This is a genomic window from Streptomyces fradiae ATCC 10745 = DSM 40063, from assembly GCF_008704425.1.
Classification (GTDB): domain Bacteria; phylum Actinomycetota; class Actinomycetes; order Streptomycetales; family Streptomycetaceae; genus Streptomyces; species Streptomyces fradiae.
The window spans coordinates 2652671-2674609 of sequence record NZ_CP023696.1 but is presented as its reverse complement, the minus strand read 5'-3'; the positions used below and the strand labels follow the sequence as shown (position 1 = coordinate 2674609).

General features: G+C 74.7%; 17 protein-coding genes, 1 tRNA gene and 2 pseudogenes. 11 read left to right on the top strand and 9 right to left on the bottom strand.

Annotation, left to right across the window (positions count from 1 at the left end; genetic code table 11):
* Positions 1 to 62: 62 nt before the first annotated feature.
* The 4 genes from CP974_RS11815 to CP974_RS11800 all read right to left on the bottom strand — a co-directional run bounded on the left by CP974_RS11815 (position 63) and on the right by CP974_RS11800 (position 3875).
* The gene (locus CP974_RS11815) at positions 63 to 650 is read right to left on the bottom strand and encodes a 50S ribosomal protein L25/general stress protein Ctc (protein ID WP_031130596.1); all 588 of its coding nucleotides are present in this window, start codon (positions 648 to 650) and stop codon (positions 63 to 65) included.
* 501 nt (positions 651 to 1151) lie between these two features.
* Positions 1152 to 2129 carry a ribose-phosphate diphosphokinase gene (locus CP974_RS11810; protein WP_031130598.1) on the bottom strand — a complete coding sequence of 326 codons (978 nt, stop codon included), beginning with the start codon at positions 2127 to 2129 and terminating at the stop codon, positions 1152 to 1154.
* A gap of 111 nt (positions 2130 to 2240) precedes the next feature.
* Positions 2241 to 3686 (bottom strand): bifunctional UDP-N-acetylglucosamine diphosphorylase/glucosamine-1-phosphate N-acetyltransferase GlmU, encoded by a 1446-nt coding sequence (gene glmU / locus CP974_RS11805; protein ID WP_031130600.1) that lies wholly within the window; start codon positions 3684 to 3686, stop codon positions 2241 to 2243.
* A 116-nt stretch (positions 3687 to 3802) separates the two neighbouring features.
* Positions 3803 to 3875: transfer RNA gene (locus CP974_RS11800), tRNA-Gln, on the bottom strand.
* A 125-nt stretch (positions 3876 to 4000) separates the two neighbouring features.
* Between CP974_RS11800 and CP974_RS11795 the strand changes: the two genes are divergently transcribed.
* Positions 4001 to 5407, top strand: a complete 1407-nt coding sequence (locus tag CP974_RS11795; RefSeq protein WP_037937598.1) for a sensor histidine kinase — start codon at positions 4001 to 4003, stop codon at positions 5405 to 5407.
* 201 nt (positions 5408 to 5608) lie between these two features.
* Here CP974_RS11795 and CP974_RS11790 read toward each other — a convergent pair whose 3' ends face one another.
* Both CP974_RS11790 and CP974_RS11785 read right to left on the bottom strand, forming a co-directional pair.
* Complete coding sequence (locus CP974_RS11790) at positions 5609 to 6112, bottom strand: SUKH-3 domain-containing protein (protein ID WP_031130604.1); 504 nt, start codon at positions 6110 to 6112, stop codon at positions 5609 to 5611.
* A gap of 10 nt (positions 6113 to 6122) precedes the next feature.
* On the bottom strand, positions 6123 to 6662 hold the full coding sequence (locus CP974_RS11785; protein WP_031130606.1) for a YwqJ-related putative deaminase: 540 nt from the start codon (positions 6660 to 6662) through the stop codon (positions 6123 to 6125).
* 231 nt (positions 6663 to 6893) lie between these two features.
* Here CP974_RS11785 and CP974_RS11780 point away from each other — a divergent pair, with 231 nt between their 5' ends.
* Complete coding sequence (locus CP974_RS11780; protein WP_031130608.1) at positions 6894 to 7883, top strand: SMI1/KNR4 family protein; 990 nt, start codon at positions 6894 to 6896, stop codon at positions 7881 to 7883.
* A gap of 7 nt (positions 7884 to 7890) precedes the next feature.
* Positions 7891 to 11052, top strand: coding sequence for an SUKH-4 family immunity protein (locus CP974_RS11775; protein WP_150485799.1), 3162 nt, complete (start codon positions 7891 to 7893; stop codon positions 11050 to 11052).
* Between the two features lie 46 nt (positions 11053 to 11098).
* Here CP974_RS11775 and CP974_RS11770 read toward each other — a convergent pair whose 3' ends face one another.
* The 3 genes and pseudogenes from CP974_RS11770 to CP974_RS11760 all read right to left on the bottom strand — a co-directional run.
* Entirely contained in the window at positions 11099 to 11605 is a 507-nt protein-coding gene (locus tag CP974_RS11770; protein ID WP_140160880.1) for a hypothetical protein, read from the bottom strand.
* Positions 11606 to 11774: 169 nt separating this feature from the next.
* Positions 11775 to 12104 (bottom strand): hypothetical protein, encoded by a 330-nt coding sequence (locus CP974_RS11765; protein ID WP_031133183.1) that lies wholly within the window; start codon positions 12102 to 12104, stop codon positions 11775 to 11777.
* 374 nt (positions 12105 to 12478) lie between these two features.
* A pseudogene (locus CP974_RS11760) lies at positions 12479 to 13120 on the bottom strand (NsdA family TPR-like regulatory protein); the annotation flags it as partial.
* Between the two features lie 36 nt (positions 13121 to 13156).
* Here CP974_RS11760 and CP974_RS11755 point away from each other — a divergent pair.
* The 8 genes and pseudogenes from CP974_RS11755 (at position 13157) to CP974_RS11720 (ending at position 21740) form a co-directional block, all read left to right on the top strand.
* On the top strand, positions 13157 to 13804 hold the full coding sequence (locus tag CP974_RS11755; protein ID WP_031133187.1) for an HAD family hydrolase: 648 nt from the start codon (positions 13157 to 13159) through the stop codon (positions 13802 to 13804).
* 50 nt (positions 13805 to 13854) lie between these two features.
* Entirely contained in the window at positions 13855 to 15039 is a 1185-nt protein-coding gene (locus tag CP974_RS11750) for a helix-turn-helix transcriptional regulator (RefSeq protein WP_031133189.1), read from the top strand.
* Between the two features lie 48 nt (positions 15040 to 15087).
* Positions 15088 to 15492, top strand: coding sequence for a DUF6415 family natural product biosynthesis protein (locus CP974_RS11745; RefSeq protein WP_488199799.1), 405 nt, complete (start codon positions 15088 to 15090; stop codon positions 15490 to 15492).
* Positions 15489 to 15704, top strand: coding sequence for a hypothetical protein (locus CP974_RS11740; protein ID WP_031133193.1), 216 nt, complete (start codon positions 15489 to 15491; stop codon positions 15702 to 15704). The genes CP974_RS11745 and CP974_RS11740 overlap by 4 nt, the downstream gene beginning before the upstream one ends.
* Before the next feature lie 414 nt (positions 15705 to 16118).
* Positions 16119 to 16688, top strand: coding sequence for a phospholipase (locus CP974_RS11735; RefSeq protein ID WP_140160881.1), 570 nt, complete (start codon positions 16119 to 16121; stop codon positions 16686 to 16688).
* A 443-nt stretch (positions 16689 to 17131) separates the two neighbouring features.
* On the top strand, positions 17132 to 20662 hold the full coding sequence (gene mfd, locus CP974_RS11730; protein ID WP_031133197.1) for a transcription-repair coupling factor: 3531 nt from the start codon (positions 17132 to 17134) through the stop codon (positions 20660 to 20662).
* 72 nt (positions 20663 to 20734) lie between these two features.
* Positions 20735 to 20929 (top strand): annotated as a pseudogene (locus tag CP974_RS11725) (hypothetical protein); the annotation flags it as partial.
* Between the two features lie 61 nt (positions 20930 to 20990).
* Positions 20991 to 21740 (top strand): N-acetyltransferase, encoded by a 750-nt coding sequence (locus CP974_RS11720; protein WP_031133199.1) that lies wholly within the window; start codon positions 20991 to 20993, stop codon positions 21738 to 21740.
* Positions 21741 to 21939: the final 199 nt, after the last annotated feature.

The window sequence follows — 21939 nt, the reverse complement described above, 5'->3', positions numbered from 1 at the left end:
GTCGCGGCGCCGGGCCGTGGCCGGGCCCGCGGTCACACCGCGCCCGGCGCGGCGGACGGTGCTCAGGCCTCGGCGGACTCGGCGGACTCGGCGCCCTCGGCCGGCTCCTCGGCCTGGGCGGCCAGGACCTGCAGGACGACGGTGTCCGCCTCGACGGCGAGGGAGACGCCCTTCGGCAGGGCGATGTCCTTGGCCAGGACGGAGGCGCCGGCCTCCAGGCCCGCGACGGAGACGGAGAGCGACTCCGGGATGTGGGTGGCCTCGGCCTCGACCGGCAGGGCGTTCAGCACGTGCTCGAGCAGGTTGCCGCCCGGGGCCAGCTCGCCCTCGGTGACGACCGGGATCTCGACGTTGACCTGCTCGCCGCGCTTCACGAGGAGGAGGTCGACGTGCTCCAGGAAGCCCTTCAGCGGGTCGCGCTGCACGGCCTTCGGGATGGCCAGCTCGGTCTTGCCGTCCAGGTCCAGGGAGAGCAGGACGTTCGACGTCTTGAGCGCCATCATCAGGTCGTGGCCCGGCAGGGTCAGGTGGACCGGGTCGGTGCCGTGGCCGTACAGGACACCCGGGACCTTGTTCTCGCGGCGGATGCGGCGGGCGGCACCCTTGCCGAACTCGCTGCGGGTCTCGGCGGTGATCTTCACCTCGGACATGGCGCACTCCTCGTATGCGTCGGCGGATATCTGGTCGCGGTCACTCGGCCACGACTGGACTGGCCTGCTACGAAGAGCGCGTCGATAACGGACCGCCGGGGCCACCTGGGCCACGGCCTCCCTCGCCGAGCAACTCCGACAGTCTACTCGGCGCCCCCCGGCCCGCCCAATCGATCACCGCCGCCCTCGCCCGCGCCCCGCCGCTCTCGCCGCGCCCCGCCGCCGTCACCGCGACCGTCCGCCCTCACCTCTGCCCGCCGCAGCGCCGCCCCCGCGCCCGGCCGTCCCCGCACCACGCCTCCGGCCGCCGCCCGCCGCCCGCCCCCGTGCCCGGCCGTCCCCGCACCACGCCTCCGGCCGCCGCCCGCCCCCGTACCTCGGCGGCCGGGCACGCGGAAGGCCGCCCCCCCGAGGGGGGAAGCGGCCTTCCGCGGGCTGTCCGGCAGGGACCGGCGCGCGCCCGGCCCGCAACCGGTCGTGCCCCGGGTCGCCCCTACGGGACTACTGCTGCTCCTCGAAGAGGCTGGTGACCGAGCCGTCCTCGAAGACCTCGCGCACGGCGCGGGCGATCGTCGGCGCGATGGAGAGCACCGTGATCTTGTCCAGCTCCAGCTCGCCCGGCGTGGGCAGCGTGTTGGTCAGGACGAACTCGCTGACCTTCGAGTTCTTCAGGCGGTCCGCGGCCGGGCCGGAGAGGATGCCGTGCGTCGCCGTGACGATGACGTCCTCGGCGCCGTGCGCGAACAGCGCCTCGGCGGCGGCGCAGATGGTGCCGCCCGTGTCGATCATGTCGTCGACCAGGACGCACACGCGGCCCTTGACCTCGCCGACGACCTCGTGGACGGTCACCTGGTTGGCGACGTCCTTGTCGCGGCGCTTGTGGACGATCGCCAGCGGCGCGTCCAGCCGGTCGCACCAGCGGTCGGCGACGCGCACGCGCCCGGCGTCGGGGGAGACGACGGTCAGCTTGGAGCGGTCGACCTTCGCGCCCACGTAGTCCGCGAGGACCGGCAGGGCGGTCAGGTGGTCGACCGGGCCGTCGAAGAAGCCCTGGATCTGGTCCGTGTGGAGGTCCACGGTGAGGATGCGGTCCGCGCCCGCCGTCTTCAGCAGGTCGGCCACCAGGCGCGCCGAGATCGGCTCGCGGCCCTTGTGCTTCTTGTCCTGGCGGGCGTAGCCGTAGGACGGGATGATCACGGTGATGCTCGCCGCGGAGGCCCGCTTCAGAGCGTCGATCATGATCAGCTGCTCCATGATCCACTTGTTGATCGGAGCCGTGTGGCTCTGGATCAGGAAGCAGTCCGCACCGCGCGCCGACTCCTGGTACCTGACGTAGATCTCACCGTTGGCGAAGTCGAAGACCTTCGTCGGTACGAGGCCGACACCGAGCTGGTGCGCGACCTCCTCGGCCAGCTCGGGGTGGGCGCGGCCGGAGAAGAGCATCAGCTTCTTCTCGCCGGTCGTCTTGATCCCGGTCACAGCACTGTCTCCTCAGACGTGTTCCCTGGCCGCGTGTCCCGTGTCGCCGCGAACCAGCCGAATTTGTGTGCACGTATCACGGTACGCCCAGTACGGCGTACGTGTTTTCGGTCAGCTTTCGCCGACGGCCTGCCCGGAGGCCGACGAGGCGGCCTGGGCGGCGGCGCTGCCGGGCCGCTTGCGGGCGACCCAGCCCTCGATATTCCGCTGCTGACCACGGGCCACGGCCAGCGCGCCGGCCGGTACGTCCTTGGTGATCACGGAGCCGGCGGCCGTGTAGGCGCCGTCCCCGACCGTGACAGGAGCCACAAACATGTTGTCGGATCCCGTCTTGCAGTGGGACCCGATGGTCGTGTGGTGCTTCTTCTCGCCGTCGTAGTTCACGAAGACGCTGGCGGCGCCGATGTTCGAGTACTCGCCGATGGTGGCGTCGCCCACGTACGACAGGTGCGGCACCTTGGTGCCCTCGCCGATCGTCGCGTTCTTCGTCTCGACGTACGTCCCGATCTTGCTCTTGACGCCGAGGCGCGTGCCCGGCCGGAGGTAGGCGTACGGGCCCACGGAGGCGCCCTCGCCGACCTCGGCGCCGTCCGCGACGGTGTTGTCCACGCGGGCGCCCCGGCCCACCACGGTGTCCTTCAGGCGGGTGTTCGGGCCGACCTCGGCGTCCTCGGCGACGTGGGTGGCGCCCAGCAGCTGCGTGCCCGGGTGGACCACCGCGTCCCGCTCGAACGTCACCGTGACGTCGACCTGCACGGACGCCGGGTCGATCACCGTCACGCCCGCCGTCATGGCCCGCTCCAGCAGGCGCCGGTTGAGCAGCGCGCGCGCCTCGGAGAGCTGGACGCGGTTGTTGATGCCGAGGATCTCGCGGTGGTCGTCCGCGACGCAGGCGCCGACGCGGTGTCCGGCCTCGCGCAGGATGCCCAGCACGTCGGTGAGGTACTCCTCGCCCTGGCTGTTGTCGGTGCGGACCTGCGCCAGGGCGTCCGCGAGGAGGCGGCCGTCGAAGGCGAAGACCCCGGAGTTGATCTCCCGGATCGCGCGCTGCTCCTCGGTGGCGTCCTTGTGCTCGACGATCGCGGTGACGGCGCCCGTCCCCGCGTCCCGCACGATGCGGCCGTACCCGGTCGCGTCCGGCACCTCGGCGGTCAGCACGGTCACGGCGTTGCCGTCGGCGGAGTGCGTCGCGGCCAGCGCGCCGAGCGTCCGGCCGGACAGCAGCGGCGTGTCACCGCACACCACGACGACGGTGCCGTCGACGCCGCCCAGCTCCTCCAGCGCCATGCGCACGGCGTGGCCGGTGCCGTTCTGCTCGTACTGGACGGCGGTGCGCGTCCCGGCGTAGTGCTCCTCCAGGTGCGCGGCGACCTGCTCGCGGGCGTGGCCGACGACGACGCAGAGGTGATCGGGGTCCAGCTCGCGCGCGGCGGAGACAACGTGTCCGACGAGGGAGCGTCCGCAGACCTCGTGCAGGACCTTCGGGGTCTTGGACTTCATGCGGGTGCCCTCACCCGCGGCGAGGACGATGACTGCGGCCGGGGGGTTGGCGCTCACGGGTGGCCCTTCGGCTTCGGGTGATGGACACCCGCAGGATACCGGGGGGTATCGGAGCCGAAACGAGGGCGGGTCCCGGCCGCGAGGCCAGGACCCGTGCGTACGGCGGTGGGAGGCTCCCCCATCAGGATTCGAACCTGAACATACGGGACCAAAACCCGCAGTGCTGCCTGATTACACCATGGGGGATCAGTCCGGCGGAACCGGACACAAGGTCGGGTCGCCGGACCGGCACGCACCACTATGCCGTACCGGACGGCCTCCGTGCGACGGTGCCCGGCGCGGCCGGAAAGCCCGCCCTTAGGCTGGGATGCATGACCACAACGGGGGCACACCAGGACGCCGCGGGCACGACCGCCCGCGGATTCGGGTGGTGGGAGAGGCGGCGCGCCGCCGCACTGGACATCGGGCTCGGAGCGCTGTCGGCCGTGGAGTGCGCGGCCGAGGGCGCCGACTTCGCGGAGGGCGCGCAACTGCCGCCCTCGGCGGGGCTGGTCTTCGGGCTGCTGGCCGGATCGGTGCTCGCCGTGCGGCGGCGCCGGCCGATCGCGGTCGTCCTCGTCTCCATCGCCGTCACACCCGCCGAGATGGGCTACCTCATGGCCGTCGTCGGCCTCTACACGCTCGCCGCCTCGGAGGTGCCGCGCAGGATCACCGCCGCGCTCGCCGGGACGTCGCTGGTCGCGGTCTTCCTGGTCACCTTCGTGCGGCTGCGGCAGGACGTCGCCGCCGCCGACTTCGACGCCGGCGCCTGGTACGTGCCGCTCCTGTCGGTGTTCATGGCGGTCGGTCTGACCGCGCCGCCCGTGCTGCTGGGCCTGTATATAGGGGCGCGGCGCCGGCTGATGGAGAGCCTGCGCGAGCGCGCCGACTCCCTGGAGCAGGAGCTGTCGCTCCTCGCCGACCAGGCGGAGCAGCGCGCCCAGCTCGCCCGCACCGAGGAGCGGACCCGGATCGCCCGCGAGATGCACGACGTGGTCGCCCACCGGGTGAGCCTGATGGTCGTGCACGCGGCGGCGCTCCAGGCGGTCGCCCCGAAGGACCCGCAGAAGGCGGTGCGCAACGCGGCGCTGGTCGGCGAGATGGGGCGGCAGGCCCTGACCGAGCTGCGGGAGATGCTGGGCGTGCTGCGCGCCGACCCGGCGCCCGTGTCCGCCTCCTCGTCCGGGGCATCGTCCGCCGCCTCGTCCGGGGCGGCGCCGTCGTCCCCGCAGGGGGAGCCGCTGGCGGCGGTGGGCCGGGCGGCGGCGTCGGCCGCCCGGCGGCACGGCTCCGCGGCGGAGGACGGGCCGGGGCTCGACGGGGTCGAGGAGCTGGTCGAGCAGTCCCGCGCGACGGGCACGGCCGTCGAACTGCTGGTGCGGGGCGAGCCGCGGGCGTACGCCCCGGAGGTCGGGCAGACCGCGTACCGGGTGGTGCAGGAGGCGCTGACCAACGTCCACAAGCACGCGGCGGGCGCCGAGGTCGTCGTACGGCTCGCGCACCGCGAGGAGGAAGTCGCCATGCAGGTCGAGAACGGCCCCTCCGACGCCGCCGCCACCAGCGCCCGCCTGCCGAGCGGCGGCAACGGCCTGGTGGGGATGCGGGAGCGGGTGACGGCGCTGGGCGGGGTCTTCGTCTCGGGCCCGACGGAGGACGGCGGCTTCCGCGTGAGCGCGGTCCTCCCGGCTCCCGGCCCGGCCGCGGGTGCGGCCCCGGGTGCGGCGCCTGCCGACGGCTGACGGTGCACGACGGGCGTCCGACGGCACGGGCCGGTGGGCCGGTGCGCTGACGGGCCGGCCCGGTGCACTGGTGGGCGGACGGGTCGGTGGGCGGACGGGCTGGTGGGCTGACGGGCTGGTGGGCCGGTCCGGTGGGCGGACGGGCCGGCGGGCGGATGGGCCGGTGCGCTGACGGGCCAGGCCCGGTGGGCCCGCGGGCCGTCAGGGGTGCGCGGGCTCGGGGTTGGTGAGGCGGACCGGGTGGGTGCCGGTGACGAGCGCCGTCAGGGCGTGGTCGAGGTCCGCGCCCAGGTACCAGTCCCCCGCGTGGTCGAGCGCGTACACCCGCCCCTGCACGTCGATGGCGAGCACGCCCCGCTCGTCCCCCTCCACGCCCAGCGGCGCCAGCTCCGTCTCCAGGGCGCGCCCCAGGTCCGACAGGCTCCGCGCCAGGTGCAGCCCCCCCAGGGGGTCCAGCAGCAGCGGGCTCGGCGCGATCTGCCGCCCCTGCGCCGGCGGTGCGATCCGCAGCCCGCCGAACTCGGCCCACGCCTCGACCGCCGCCGGGAACACGCTGTGCCGGTGCCCCGCCGGCGACACGTGCGCCCGCAGCGTGTCGGCCCACTGCTCGGCCCGCGCCATGTCCCAGCGGCCCGGCTGCCAGCCGGCCTCCCGCAGGGCGGCGTCCACGGCGACGGGGAAACGGGTGGTGTCGAGATCGGGCATGGGGGTGCGGTCAGCCGTTCTGGTGGGACGGGGTCGGGTCGACGGAACGTACACCGAAGTGCGCGAGGAGCGCCGCGCACGAGCGGCAGGGCGCGGCGTAGCTGCCGTGCAGCGGGTCGCCGTCCTCCCGGATGCGCCGGGCCGTGATCTTCGCGTTGCGCAGGAACCGCTTGGCCTCACCGGTCGTCAGCGGCTTGCGCCGGGCCCGCTTCGACCGGCCGGCCTCGGCGGCGGCCAGGTGCCGCGACACCAGGATCGCCTCCGGGCAGCGGCCGGTGAACCGCTCGCGCTGCCCGCTGGTGAGGGTGTCCAGGAAGTCCTGGACGAGGGGGTGCAGGACGGGTGCCCGGTTGCCCCGCGCCGCCGTGCACGTCAGGGTCTCGCCGCGTACCGACAGCGCCGCGCCGACCGTCGGCAGTATGCCGTCCCGGCGGTGGCGGAGCTCGGGCGCCCGGTCGGGGGCGGCGGCGCTCCACGTGAGGCGCGGGTCCCCGCCGCCGGACCCGGATGTGCGGGCGGCGGGCGGTGTTCCTGGTTGCGCTGTGTGCATGGTGCGTACGTATCCCCTCTGTGCAATCCCCCCAGTTGCGTGGACAGACTGCCAAATGGGTGAGGAGATGGGAAACGAGACCGCCGATTCGGCCCGTCGGTGTGTTGTGCGAAAGGGTCCTCCGGTCACCCGATTGTGACGGTCCGTGACCGCCCCGGAGGCCGGGGCCGCCCCCTGGACCCACCGCATAGGCTGTGCGGAACAGCCAGCAGCAGCCAGGGGGCAACCGCCATGACGACAGGTCGGCTCGGGCATCCCGCCGCGCCGCCGAACGCGGCATACGCCGGGCAGGTCGTGCACTTCCCGGACCCCGTCCGGGCCGCCCGCCACCCCAGAGGGGTGCGGGTCGACGCCGAGGGCTTCCCGGACTTCTCCGCGTACGCGCGCGCCGCCGCCGAGATCGCCGAACCGCCCGAGGGCTTCGGCGTCGACGAGCTGCGGCTGACCGACTACGTCTCCGCCAACGCCGCCCTCAAGGCCGACGGCCACCCCCTGTGGGACGGCCTCCCGGCCGTGGCGACGCCGCACGGCTGGACCTGGCACCACGTGCCCCGCACGCGCCGCATGGAGCTGGTCCCCGTCGAGGTGAAGGCCCTGCTGCGGCACCACGGCGGGCTCGCCACCGCGGCCGTCGACCAGCACAAGCGCGGTACGCGGCCCCTCCAGGAGACCCGCCCCGCGCACTTCGGGCTGCCGCGCGGGGCCGTCTCCGTGACGGAGACCCAGCTGCAGGACGTCGAGGAGGACCTCGGCTACCGGCTGCCGGGCGCCTACCGCTCCTTCCTGAAGGCGGCGGGCGGCTGCGCCCCGGTCGGCGTCGCCCTCGACGCGGAGCTGGGCCTCCTGGTCGACCAGCCGTTCCTCACCGTCCGCGACGAGGCCGGCGCCAACGACCTGGTGTACGCCAACAAGTGCCTGCGCGACCACCTGACCAAGGACTACCTGGGCGTCGCCTTCGTCCAGGGCGGCCTGGTCGCGGTGAAGGTGCGCGGCGCGCGGGCCGGGTCGGTGTGGTTCTGCCCGTACGACGACGCCAGGGACGGCGACGGGTCGGCGATCCAGGAGCGCATGGAGCGGCTGCTGCTGCCGTGCGGCGACGACTTCGACGCGTTCCTGCTGCGGCTGGCGGGCAGCCCGCCGGAGCTGGAGACGGTGGCGAACCTGATGGTGGACGGCGGCTTCGCGCGCGCCGTCCCGGTCACGGTGAAGGGTGACGGGTGACGGTCCGATGGTGACGTTCGCACAGGCGCAGGAGCGCGCCGAGGAGTGGGTCAACGGCGACGTGCCGCCGTACCTGCACCGCGAGGTGCGGGTGCGGGAGTTCGAGCTGGGCTTCGTCGCCTGGGCCGAGGACCGGCCGGACGGCCCGTCCTCGGACGGCGGCGGGCAGCGGCTGGTCATCGCCCGCGACGGCGGTGAGGCGACGCTGTGGCCGGCGCTGCCGGTGGGCGAGGTGATCCGCCGCTACGAGGAGGAGTACGGCACCGTGGCGGCGGAGGAGGCCCCGCCGCGGCGGGAGCCGGAGCGCATCGACCTGAACCAGACGTCCTTCCTGCTGACCCCGCCGGAGTGGCTGCAGGACGCGGCCGACCGCATGGGCATCCCGGACCGCAGGGGCGGCGAGGGGCCGGGCACGGGACCTGACACCGGCTCCGGTTCCGGCTCGGATGCCGGTACGGGCCCGGCTGCGGGCGCCGCCGGCACAGGCGGGGGCACGGCCCGGACCCCGGCGGGGGGCACCCACGCGACGGGCGACCCCCAGGCACCGTCGCGGGCGGACGCCGGGGAGGCGGCCCGGTACGGCGGGGACACGCCCGTGTCCGGTGACCCCGCGGCGGACGGGACCCCCGGGTCGGCGGACGCCACCCCGCCCGCGGGCACCCGGGACCCCGAGGCCCCGCACGAGGCGGGCGACCGGGCCGTGGGCACACCGGCCCCCGGGACCCCGATCCCCGGCACCCCGATCCCTGGGACCCCGATCCCCGGCACCCCGGCCGAGGGCACCCCGGCGTCCGGGACCACCCCCCGGACGGGCACCCCGGCCGAGGGCGTGCCCACCCCCGGCACCACCGCGCACGCCGACGCGCCCCCTGCCGCGGACGCCACCTCGCACGCGGGCACCCCGGCCCCGGGCGTCCCGGTCCCGGGCACCCCGGTCCCGGGCACCCCGGCCGCGGGCGTCCCGGCGCCCGGCGGCACCCCTCCCGCCGGCACCGCGGCGCACGCGGACACCCCGGCCGGTGGTACCGGTACCGGCGGCGCCGTGCCCGCCCCGCGGGAGGAGGAGGCGCCGGAGGGCGCCCGTGACCCGGAGGGGGGCCACGGACCGGAGTACGAGCCCACCGCGCAGGACGGCGTGCCCGTCACGCCCCCGTCCACGGCGCACGCCACCCCGCCGCCCTCGGCGTGGAACGACACGAGCACCTCGCTCAGCACGGCCGACGACGCCTCCGTACCGCTCCCGGCGACCGTGTTCGCACCGCCCCTGTCGGGCTCGGACGACGACGACACCCCGCCGCCCGCCGTACCGGCCGACGCGCCGACCGCGCTGATGCAGGGCGGCAGCGGGCTGCCCCGCACGGCCGTCGTGCCCCGCGTCGACGCCGACGCGGACGCGGCCCGCATCGCCGACGCGGAGACCGGCAAGGCCCCGGTGTCGCTGCGCACGCCCCCGGGCGGATCGCGCGGGGGCGGCCCGGCCGCCCCGCCGCCGCCCGGTGCGCCGGGCGTGCCGGGCGCGCCCGCGGGCGGGTACGCGCCGACGCAGCTCGTCGCGCAGTTGGGCCCGGACGGGCCGACCCCGCCCGGCGCCCCGACCCCGCCCGGCCCGCCCCCGCCGCCCGGTGCCCCGACGCCGCCGCCCGGTGCGACGCCGCCCGGTGGCGCGGGCGTGGACATGGCGGCGACGATGCTGGCCCACCCCGGTCCGGGTGGCCCCCCGGCGCCCCCCGGCCCGCCCGGCGTACCCGGCAGGCCCGGCACGGGCCCGGTGGGCCCGCCCGGCCCGCCCCCGCCGCCCGGCGCCCCGACGCCGCCGCCCGGTGCGACGCCGCCCGGTGGGGCGAGCGTGGACATGGCGGCGACGATGCTGGCCCACCCCGGTCCGGGTGGCCCCCCGGCGCCCCCCGGCCCGCCCGGAGCACCGGGTGCGCCCGGCACGCCGCCGCCTCCGCCCGGCGCCCCCGGCGGGACACCGCCCGGCGGGGTGCACCACGCGGCCACGATGCTGGCCCACCCCGGCCCCGGTGGGCCCCCGGCACCCCCCGGCCCGCCCGGAGCACCGGGCATGCCGGGCATGCCGGGCGCGCCCGGAGCGGTACCGCCCCCCGGAGCCGTACCGCACCACGGCGCGATGCCGCACCCCGGCGCGGTGCCGCCACCGGGCGCGGCGTACGGCTACCCGCAGCACAGCGGCCTGCCCACGGTCGGCCCCGGCTACCAGGTGGTGCTGCGCTACCGGGCGCCGGACGGCTCCGAGGCGCAGATCATCCGGCGTTCCGCGCCGGGCACGCCGCACCCCGAGTGGCAGATCCTGCACGAGCTGCGCGCCATGAACGTGCCGCCGCAGCAGGTGCTGGAGCTGCACACGGAGCTGGCGTCGTGCGAGCTGCCCGGCGGCTACTGCGCCCGGATGATCCGGGAGACGTGGCCGCAGGCGCGCATCACGTCGATCGCCCCGTACGGCCGGGACCACGCCAGCCGCCAGCAGGGCATGCAGCAGCTCATCGCCCACCAGGGCGAACTGCACCAGGTGGCGGACGGCCCCGCGCGCCCCGCGCCGGTACGGGCGCCGCTGCCGCAGGTGCCGCCGGCGCCGCCGATCCCGCCGGAGGGCATCGCGCAGGAGCTGGTGGCCGCGTTCGGGCCGCACGGCATCTGCCGGTTCGACCAGCGGGCCGTGTCCCGGCAGGGCGTGCCGGAGCTGGTCGCGCGCACCCTCGTGTGGGCGGGCCTGCCCGCGGACTTCGGGCCGTTCTTCTGGGCGCAGCCCGCGCAGCCGGTCGTCCCGACGCTGGCCGAACTGGCCATGCAGCGCCAGGTCCAGCCGGCCTCCGACGCGGGCTCCTACCTGGTGCTCGGCTCCGACTTCGGGCGGGCGCTGTGCGTCCAGTACGGCACGGCGCACATCGTCGCGGTACCGGTCGAGGCGACCCCGGGCGCCCGCCCGGTGGCCCCGCAGTTCGTGAACACGGGCCTGCCCGAGTTCACCCGGTGCCTGGCCCTGCTGGGCCGCATGTGGCGGCTGCGCTTCGGCCTGACCCCGGAGCAGGCCGGCCGCTGGACCGTCGACTTCCAGGCCCAGCTCGCCATGCTGGACCCGGCCGCCCTGGCCTCCCCGGAGAGCTGGTGGTCGGTCCTCCTGGAACAGATGTGGGACGGCCTGCTGTAGCCCCCGCGAGCAGGGCCCCGGCGCACCACCGACGCCGGGGCCCCGCTCACTTCACGGCCGGGGGCGGCTCCGCGGGCACGACCGGCTTGTTGGTGCACCCGAGCGCCTCCACCAGGAGCCGCGTGGAGTGGAGCAGGTGCGTGTAGTGGATCCGGGCGCTGCTTTCGTTGGTCAGACTGTCCTCCAGCTCACCCTTCAGGGGCGCGCCTTCCAGTTGCCCGGGGTCGGCCCCCGGTATCCGGCAGGCCACGTACACCGCGTACTCGCCTCTGCCGACAGCGCCGGGCAGCCCCTCCACGGGGGGCCTCCATGAGGAAGTGAGAACGACATCACCGTTCACCCGCACCAAGGAGCCGCGCCCTGGCGCTTGGACCGCGTCGAGGGTTTCCCCGGACATCTCGTACGCGAGCCTGTAGCGGGCCGCACTCGCCGGACCGCTGACGGAGCACACCCGCGCCGATCGGGCGTCGGTCCCGTGTGGTGCGTCCGGCCGCCAGGCACGGAAGTCGTCCAGCAGCAGATCGCGGACGTCGGCGACCTCGCTGGACAACATGAAGCTCAGCGTGCCGCCCCGTGCCCGGCTGCTCAGCCAACTCATCGCGGAAGCCGGCAGAACCTTCTCGCACCTCGCGCGATCGTCGGTGGGCGTCTCTTGCCTGGGGGGTTCCGCGCAACCACTGAGACCCAGGGCCAGCAGCGCCATGGCGAGGAGCTTGCGCATATCAGTGGCCCCGCCCGTCGTCGGTGTCGCTGAAGTCCCGGCCGGCCCCGTACTTGCTCTCGGCGCCGTCCCGCAGATCGGTTACCTCCTGCTTGGAGAAGCCCTCCGACGTGGCCCATCCCAGCAGGGGAATCATCGCGCGCTTCTCACCGGCCTCACGCGCGTCGTCCAGGCTCGCGACGGCTTCAGCGCTGTTGCTGTACTTGTTCGCTTCGAGCCAGTCCATCATCTGTGTCTGCACATGCGTCTCCACGGCGCCGCCCACGGTCTCGATGGCCACCGGGATGAGGATGGCCCCCACCCCGGTCCCGGTGACGAGGGCGGTACCCATTCCTACCCCGGCCCCGACAACCGCGGATGTGACGTACTCACGCCAGGCGGCTTGCTTCTGAAGCTCAAGATTCCGTCGGGCGGCATCGTCATGCCGATCGCCTCCGAACGGGCTCCATCCAACGCCCCGTGCATGTACACACTGTGCTTGCCGATGGTCTGCGCGTCGGTAGCGTCACCGGCCGCCGCCATCATGCTGGTGCCGTAGAGCTGCTGTGCGGCGGAGACCGTCTCGTAGGCGTCCGCGTCCGAGGCGAGCGCGCGCAGGAAGGCGCCGCTCTCACTGCGGCCGAAGTCCGCCAGGCGGTAGCGATCCAGCCCGTACAGCTGGTCGCGTCCGGTCTGGTCGCCGCTGTCTCCGAAGTTGTCGATGGAGTAGTTCAGGAGGCGCGGCCCCGCCGAGGGCGCCGCGGCGGCGGCCCCATCGGCGAGTTCCAGCGCCTTCGGCCCGTACCCGAGGTGCGACGCCTGGAGGCTCATGCCGCGCAGGGTGCGGCAGTACGTGATGTGGTCCTCCGCCTCGCCCGCCAGCCGCAGCGCCTTGACGTAGTACCGCTGCCCGAGAGCCTGCCGGTCCTCGTACATGGCCATCCACCCGGTCAGGTACACCAGGTCGGCCGCCGCCGCGCGCATCTCGCGCCGCACGCGCTCGGGGCCGGACGCCTTCAGGTACGGCCCGACCGTGTTGGCCAGAAACGCCGCGGCCATCGGGCGGGCGTGCCCGGCGCCGATCTCGTCCAGGATCTCCGCGACCTTGTCCGTCATGCGCCGGACGGTCGCCACGTCCCCGTCCCCGATCCGTACGGTCCGCCCCGCCCGCACCGCCTCGGCCCGCCCCGCCAGTTCGTGAAAGGCGGGAACGAGCAGCGCCGCGCTGTACAGCCCGGCCCCGAGGACACTCCGCCGGGACCACGTCTGGATGGTGCCTGTACGTGCTCTCACCGCCGCCCCCTCATCCGACCCGACCGCCCCCGGCTCCGGTGCGCCTGGGAGTCTTTCCCTGCGATACCCGGCCAGTGCCGGGACGGCACCACCGCGTCGTAGGCTGGCCGGATGATCCGTGCGGTAGCGCTCGACATCGGGGAGACCCTCGTACGCGACGACCGGTACTGGGGTGCCTGGGCGGACTGGCTGGGCGTGCCGTGCCACACGTTGTCCGCACTGGTGGGTGCCGTGGTGGCGCTGGGGAGGGACAACGCCGACGCACTGCGCCTGCTGCGGCCCGGGATCGACGTCGACGCCGAGTACCGGGCGCGCGAGGCGGCGGGACGTGGCGAGCGGCTCGACGCGGGCGACCTGTACGACGACGTGGTGCCCGCCCTCGCCGCGCTCCGGGACGCGGGGGTGCGTGTCGTGGTCGCGGGCAATCAGACGAGGAAGGCGGGCGCGCTCCTGCGCAACCTCGCCCTGCCCGCCGACGTCATCGCGACCAGCGGCGAATGGGGCTGCGCCAAGCCGTCACCGGAGTTCTTCGCCCAGGTGACCGAAGCCGCGGGAGCCTTGCCGGGGGAGACGCTGTACGTGGGAGACCACCCGGTCAACGACGTGTACCCGGCCGCGGCGCACGGTCTGCTGACGGCCCATCTCCGCCGGGGCCCTTGGGGCCACTTCTGGGCCGACGACCCCGAAGTGCGGGCGGCGGCGGACTACTCGGTCCGGTCCCTCGCGGAACTGGTGGGCATCGTCACCACATCGGGGTAACGCGGCTCCATCGGCGACGGATCACCACGTCGCCCAGTACGGTGCGCCTCATGTCCAGCGACCCGAGGCGGGAGGTCGGGCGCCGCATCGCCGCAGCCCGGCGCGCGCGCCGCATGACGCAGCCGGAACTGGCGGCTGCCGCACACCTTTCCCTGAGCATGCTGCGCAAGGTCGAACAGGGAAGCCGTGCTCCCGGCGACCACACCCTGGACGCCATCGCGGACGCACTCCGCCTGGACCCGAGCCGCCTCATCGATGACCCCGCGCGCACGGGCGGACGCGTGCGCGCCACGTTGCCCGCCCTGTCGGCGGCCATCGCCGCGTATGACATCGCCGTGGACGCTCCCTGGCGACCGCCGGCCGTGCTGGAGGAGACGGCGGCGCAGGCGGAGGCGTATCGCCTCGGGGCCCAGTACACGCGGCTCGCGACCGTCGTTCCCCGGCTCGTGACGGAGTCCATCGCGGCTGTTCACGGGGCCCCCGAAGGGCCCGAGCGGCAACGGGCCGCACGGCTCCTCGTGTCCGTGGCCCGCTCGGCGGACGCCGTGGCGTACAAGTTCGGCGCGAGGGACCTGTCCGCCCGGCTCATCGAGCTGATGCGCTGGGCTGCTCCGCAGTCGGACGACCCACTGCTCTGCGCCACCGTCGGCTATGTGAGAGCCGAGATCTTCTTCGTCGCACGCGCTCATCAGGCCGGGTTGCGCGCCTTGGAGTCCGCGATCGACGAGGCCCCGGACGCGGTGTGCCGCCGCAGCACGGCCGCACTCGGCGCGCTTCACATGCGGGCGGCGGTCATCGCGGGGCGCGCCGGTGACGTGGACGCCGCGGACGTGCATCTTCGGCATGCGGAGCGGCTGGCCGACGGCGTGCGTGAGGGCGTGTACGGAGGCACGGCCTTCGGCCCCGCGTCCGTGCGCGTCCACCGGACGTCCGTCGCGGTCGGCCTGGGTGGAGATCACGCGACGGGTGTCCTGCACCTGAACGGAGACTGGCGGCCTCCGGAGGAGCTGCCGGCCGAGCGGCGCTCCGGGTACTTCATCGAGACGGCCCGCGCGCAACTCTGGTCCGGGCGTGTGGACCGCGCGTTCGAGTCCCTGAAGGCGGCACGCCACATCGCTCCTCAGCACACCCGCGAACATCCGTGGGCCCGTGAGACCGCCGCGACCCTCCGACGGCTGAGGCGAGCCGACGCCGAGGCGCTGACGTCCTTCGCGGAGTGGATCGGAGCGGTCTGACGCTCGGCCTCACACACCGGCCGCGTGACACACGGTGTGGCACTTGCCATGGCCCTGGAGCGGCACCATCCGACTCGACCGAGCGAACGACAGAGGGGAGCCTTGGTGAGCCGGACAGGGACAACAGGGACGGGGGCAGGTGCGGCGTCGACCGTCGCGCAGGAGGTGGAACTCGCCCTGGTGCTCGCCTCCACGAGCCCCGGCGGGGAGGCGGCCGACGTGGTGCGGGAGCGGTTGCGGGGGTACGTCCGGGCGTACGCCGGAGCTGCCGAGGCGCGTGCGCGGGGGCTCGCCGACGGGCGGGAGCGGGACATCGCGCTGCGCGGCGTCGCGCACGCGCGGGCCGTCGCCGCCGACCCGGTGCACGACCCGGCCGCCCACCTGCGGCTCCTCGCCATGGGGGCGCGCATGGTTCTGCGGTACGGCTCCGAGGGCGGCGGAGGCGTGCGGTGAGCCGGGTGCCGCTCGCGCCCGGTACCCGGGTCATCGACACCGCCCGCATGAAGGTCGCCACCGTCGCAGGGCCGCCCGACCGGGGCGGCTGGTACACCCTGGCCGCCGTCTACACGGACGCCGTGTGGAGGGCCAGGGCGTGGACGCTCGTCCCCCTGCCCCCGCCCGGCGGCCGTGGCGACGGCGGCCTCGCCCTGCGGCCCGGCCTGTGACGGCGGTCCGGACGCGCTTCGGGGTGGCCGGCTCCCCGCCGGGCCGCTCCGCCCGGAGGGGGCACCCCGCGCGGGGCAGGGCGCGCGCTCGGGCCCCCGCCGGGCTCCGGAAAACGGGTTGGGGGCGGTGTGGGGTGGCTGGTACCCAGGAGGCGGCGGTTCTCCGCCGGGCCCTCCACGGGGGTGGGGGCCCGGCGGGGGCCGGCCCCCTTCCCTCCCCTTCGCCGTGCGGCGGAATTGTGCGTTCCGTGCGCTTCCCTTGAGCTTCTCTTGAGCTTTCCCGGATACCGGGGAGGTCTTCGCGGTTTCGCTCTCGAATCGGCTTTACGGGCCGAGCCCGGCTGTCGTAGTGTTCTTCCCGGCCGCAGGGGAATGCGGCCGACACAACACAATTGTGCACGGGGAAGAGTCCAAGTGAATAAAGCGCGAAGCGCCCTCGGCGGCGCTGTGCTCGCGGGTGTCATCGGCATCACCTCGGTGGCCCCGGCCGCCGCGGCGGCCCCCGCGGGCGGACGGGCCGTGACCGGGCCCACCGCCGCGGTGGCGAGCGGCAAGGTCCCCATGGCGAGCAAGGCCGACCGCATCAAGCGGCTCGGCAAGCTCACCGTCAAGGGGCAGGCGTCCCTCGACGCCTGGTACGCCGGGCTCGGCCAGTACCGGAAGGGCAAGAACCCGTACAAGTTCAACTGGTCGACCGACGGCTGCTCCAAGTCCCCGGAGAAGATTCCGGGCGGTTACGATTTCACGTTCCCGTGCCACCGGCATGACTTCGGATACCGGAATTACAAGAGCCTGGTCGGGCACTCGAAATTCCGCAGCCAGCACAAGAAGCGGATCGACGACGTATTCCTGCAGGACATGAACCAGGTCTGCAACGCGCGATTCTGGGCCGACCCGCTGACCCCGGCCGGCCGGAAGAAGGCGAAGGCCGCCTGCCTCAAGACGGCGAAGAAGTACTACTCCGCCGTGCGCGCGCTGGGCTGACCACCCCGCGCGCATCCCGCGCCGTACGCGCACGCGCCGCCGCGCGGACCGGACTGACCAACCGGACCGACGCGGGCGCGTGACGCCGTACGGCCCCCGGCCCCGTGGCCCCGCCTCCCTCCCGGCGGCCCACGGGGCCGGCCCGCGTCCCCGCCCCGGCGGGGCAGGGGCCCCGCGCCGCCCCGCCGGCCCGTGCCCGCCCACACCCGTACCGCAGCGGTACCCGCGCCGCCCGTGCCCGCCGTCGCCGCGTACCGTGGCCCGCCCCCGGTGTGGACCGTTCCCGCAGCTCGCCCCGCCCCCCGGCTCGACTTCCGGAGCGGGTGTCGGTGGGCGGGCGTAGGCTGAGAAGAACCCGGCCCGTACTCGCGTCGGGTCTTTCGCGTTGCCCATCCCATGACCCATGACCCATGACCCATGACCCCAGGGACGGAAAAAGCTCCATGAGCCTGCACGGTCTGCTCGACGCCGTCGTCAAGGACCCCGCCCTCGCCGAGGCCGTCAAAGCCGCGGCCGACGGGCGCCGGGCCCACGTCGACCTGGTCGGCCCCCCGGCGGCGCGGCCCTTCGCGGTGGCGGCGCTGGCCAGGGACGCCGGCCGGCCGGTGCTGGCGGTCACCGCCACCGGACGGGAGGCCGAGGACCTCGCCGCCGCGCTGCGCAGCCTCCTCGACCCCGACCGCGTCGTGGAGTACCCCTCCTGGGAGACCCTGCCGCACGAGCGGCTGTCGCCCCGCAGCGACACCGTGGGACGGCGCCTGGCCGTGCTGCGCCGCCTCGCGCACCCGTCCCCCGACGACCCCGCCGCCGGCCCCGTCCAGGTCGTGGTGGCGCCGGTCCGCTCCGTGCTCCAGCCGCAGGTCAAGGGCCTCGGCGACCTGGAGCCGGTCAGTCTCAGGACCGGTCAGAGCGCCGACCTGGGCGCGGTCGTGGAGGGCCTGGCCGCCGCCGCGTACCAGCGGGTGGAGCTGGTCGAGAAGCGCGGCGAGTTCGCCGTGCGCGGCGGCATCCTCGACGTGTTCCCGCCGACCGAGGAACACCCGGTGCGCATCGAGTTCTGGGGCGACGACGTCGAGGAGATCCGCTACTTCAAGGTCGCCGACCAGCGGTCCCTGGAGGTCGCCGAGCACGGCCTGTGGGCGCCCCCCTGCCGGGAGCTGCTGCTGACGCCGCAGGTCAGGGAGCGGGCCGCCGCGCTCGCCGAGGCCCACCCCGAGCTGGGCGAGCTGCTCGGCAAGATCGCCGAGGGGATCGCCGTGGAGGGCATGGAGTCCCTCGCGCCGGTCCTCGTCGACGACATGGAACTGCTGCTGGACGTGCTGCCGCAGGGCTCCATGGCCGTCGTCTGCGACCCGGAGCGGGTCCGCACCCGCTCCGCCGACCTGGTCGCCACCTCGCAGGAGTTCCTCCAGGCGTCGTGGGCGGCCACGGCCGGCGGGGGAGAGGCCCCGATCGACGTGGGCGCCGCGTCCCTGTGGTCCATCGCGGACGTCCGGGACCGGGCGCGCGAGCTGGGCATGCCCTGGTGGACGGTGTCGCCGTTCGCGCCCGACGCCGAGCTGGAGGCCGACACGATCCAGCTCGGCATGCACGCCCCGGAGGCGTACCGGGGCGACACGGCCCGCGCGCTCGCCGACACGAAGGGCTGGCTCGCGGACGGCTGGCGCACCGTGTACGTGACGGAGGCCCACGGCCCCGCCGCCCGCACGGTGGAGGTGCTCGGCGGTGAGGGCATCGCGGCCCGCCTGGAGGGCGAGCTGGGGGACATCGCCCCGTCCGTGGTGCACGTGGCGTGCGGGTCGGTCGAGCACGGCTTCGTCGACGAGGGCCTGAAGCTCGCCGTACTCACGGAGACCGACCTGACGGGGCAGAAGGCCGCCGGCAAGGACGGCCGCCGCATGCCGACGCGCCGCCGCAAGACGATCGACCCGCTCACGCTGGAGGCGGGCGACTACATCGTCCACGAGCAGCACGGCGTCGGCCGGTACATCGAGATGGTCCAGCGCACCGTGCAGGGCGCCACCCGCGAGTACCTCCTCGTCGAGTACGCGCCCGCCAAGCGCGGCCAGCCCGGCGACCGGCTGTACATCCCCACCGACCAGCTGGAGCAGGTCACCAAGTACGTCGGCGGCGAGGCGCCCACCCTCCACCGGCTCGGCGGCGCCGACTGGACGAAGACGAAGCAGCGCGCCAAGAAGGCGGTCAAGGAGATCGCCGCCGACCTGATCAAGCTGTACTCGGCGCGGATGGCGGCGCCCGGCCACACCTTCGGCCCGGACACGCCCTGGCAGCGGGAGCTGGAGGACGCCTTCCCGTACGCGGAGACGCCCGACCAGCTGTCCACCATCGCCGAGGTGAAGGAGGACATGGAGAAGTCCGTCCCGATGGACCGGCTGATCTGCGGCGACGTCGGCTACGGCAAGACGGAGATCGCGGTGCGGGCCGCGTTCAAGGCGGTGCAGGACGGCAAGCAGGTCGCCGTGCTCGTCCCGACGACCCTGCTGGTGCAGCAGCACTTCGGCACGTTCTCCGAGCGGTACGCGCAGTTCCCCGTCGTCGTGAAGGCGCTGTCGCGGTTCCAGTCGGACGCGGAGGCCAAGGCCACCCTGGAGGGGCTGCGGGAGGGCTCCGTCGACGTGGTCATCGGCACCCACCGGCTGTTCTCGTCCGAGACGAGGTTCAAGGACCTGGGCCTGGTCATCGTCGACGAGGAGCAGCGCTTCGGCGTCGAGCACAAGGAGCAGCTGAAGAAGCTCCGCGCCAACGTCGACGTGCTGACGATGTCCGCGACGCCGATCCCGCGCACCCTGGAGATGGCCGTCACCGGCATCCGCGAGATGTCGACGATCACCACCCCGCCCGAGGAGCGCCACCCGGTCCTCACCTTCGTCGGCCCGTACGAGGAGAGGCAGATCGGCGCCGCGATCCGCCGCGAACTCCTACGCGAGGGCCAGGTCTTCTACATCCACAACCGGGTCGAGTCCATCGACCGGGCCGCCGCCCGCCTGCGCGAGATCGTGCCCGAGGCGCGGATCGCGACGGCGCACGGCCAGATGTCGGAGCAGGCGCTGGAGCAGGTCGTCGTGGACTTCTGGGAGAAGAAGTTCGACGTGCTGGTCTCCACGACGATCGTCGAGTCGGGCATCGACATCTCCAACGCCAACACCCTGATCGTGGAGCGCGGCGACAACTTCGGCCTCTCCCAGCTCCACCAGCTGCGCGGCCGGGTCGGCCGGGGCCGCGAGCGCGGGTACGCGTACTTCCTGTACCCGCCGGAGAAGCCGCTCACGGAGACCGCGCACGAGCGCCTGGCGACGATCGCCCAGCACACCGAGATGGGCGCCGGCATGTACGTCGCCATGAAGGACCTGGAGATCCGCGGCGCGGGCAACCTGCTCGGCGGCGAGCAGTCCGGCCACATCGCCGGGGTCGGCTTCGACCTGTACGTGCGGATGGTGGGCGAGGCCGTGGCCGACTACCGGGCGTCCCTGGAGGGCGGGCGGGAGGAGGAGCCGCCGCTGGAGGTCAAGATCGAGCTGCCGGTCGACGCGCACGTCCCGCACGACTACGCGCCCGGCGAGCGGCTGCGCCTCCAGGCGTACCGGGCCATCGCCTCCGCCAACTCGGAGGAGGACATCAGGGCCGTACGCGAGGAGCTGACGGACCGGTACGGCAAGCTGCCCGAGCCGGTGGAGAACCTGCTCCTCGTGGCGGGCCTGCGGATGCTGGCGCGGGCCTGCGGGGTCGGGGAGATCGTCCTGCAGGGCGCCAACATCCGCTTCGCGCCCGTGGAGCTGCGCGAGTCGCAGGAGCTGCGGCTGAAGCGGCTGTACCCGCGCACGGTCATCAAGGCCCCGGCCCGCCAGATCCTGGTGCCCCGCCCCACGGCGGGCACGATCGGCGGCAAGCCGGTGGTGGGCCGCGACCTGCTGGCGTGGACGGGCGAGTTCCTGACGACGATCCTGGGGTCGTAGGGGGACCGGTCCCAGGGGTGCGGGGGCCTCGCCCCGGGGCGGTGGGGGCCCGGCGCGGCCCCGCCCCGGGTCGTCGACGCGTCCGCCGGCCGCCGCAAGGGCGACGGGGACACGGCCATCTCGCTGCCTCCGTCGCGGGGGTCCCGCTGCCGGTACGTGGCGCGGCAGGTCGCGGTGAAGAAGAAGTACGGCGTGTGGGTCACCTCCGCCGAGCGGGCCGCCATGCGGCGGGTGCTGACCGGCTGCCCGTCCGAGCCGCTGCCCTGACGCGCCGGCCCGGAGGGAAATCCGATGGCGGGGCGTGTGGGCCGGACCTAGCCTCGCCGGTATGGAACTGGAGATCGTCAGCCTGGCCGAGCGGCCCGAGGTGCTGGACGCGATATGGGCCATGCCGCACCTGTGGCCGAAGTTCATGCAGCAGGACCCGGTGTCGGACCTCGGCTACGCCTGGATGGTCGCGCAGGCGCCCGAGTACGTCTCCGTGGCGCTGGACGGCGACGGGCGGGTCGTGGCGCGCTCGTTCAGCGTGCCGTTCGCGCTGGGCGCCGAGGGGCGCGACGGGGCGCTGCCGGACCGGGGCTGGGACCAGGTGCTGATGTGGGCGATGGAGGACTGGCGGGACGGCCGCGCTCCGGACACCATGAGCGCCATCGAGATCGCGGTCGCGCGGGACCTGCTCGGCAAGGGGCTGTCGGGGCGGATGCTCGCCGCGATGCGCGAGCACGCCCGCGAGCGGGGCTTCGCGGAGGTGGTGGCGCCGGTGCGGCCCAACGGCAAGCACCTGGAGCCGCACACGCCGATGGCCGAGTACGCGGCGCGCACCCGGCCGGAGGACGGGCTGCCGCAGGACCCGTGGCTGCGGGTCCACGTCCGGGCGGGCGGGGTGATCGACTCGGTGGCCGCGACGTCCATGACGATCAGCGGGTCGGTGGAGCGGTGGCGGGAGTGGACGGGCCTGCCGTTCGACACGGACGGGCCGGTGGAGGTGCCGTTCGCGCTGGTTCCGGTCCGGTGCGAGGCGTCGCACGGGTACGCGGTGTACGTCGAGCCGAACGTCTGGGTGCGCCACCGGGTGTGAACACCCGCCGGTGCGCCGCCCGGAGCGGTGCGCCGCCCGGACTCGCCCGTGCGCCGCCGGGACCCCGCCGGGACGCGTTGGGCGCCGCCCGGACCCGCCCGTACCCGCCGGGACGCGGGCGGGCGGGCGCGGGCGGGGCGCCGGGCCGGCCGGGACGCCCAGGGGCCCGGCCGGAACGCCGATGAGCGGCGCGCGGAGG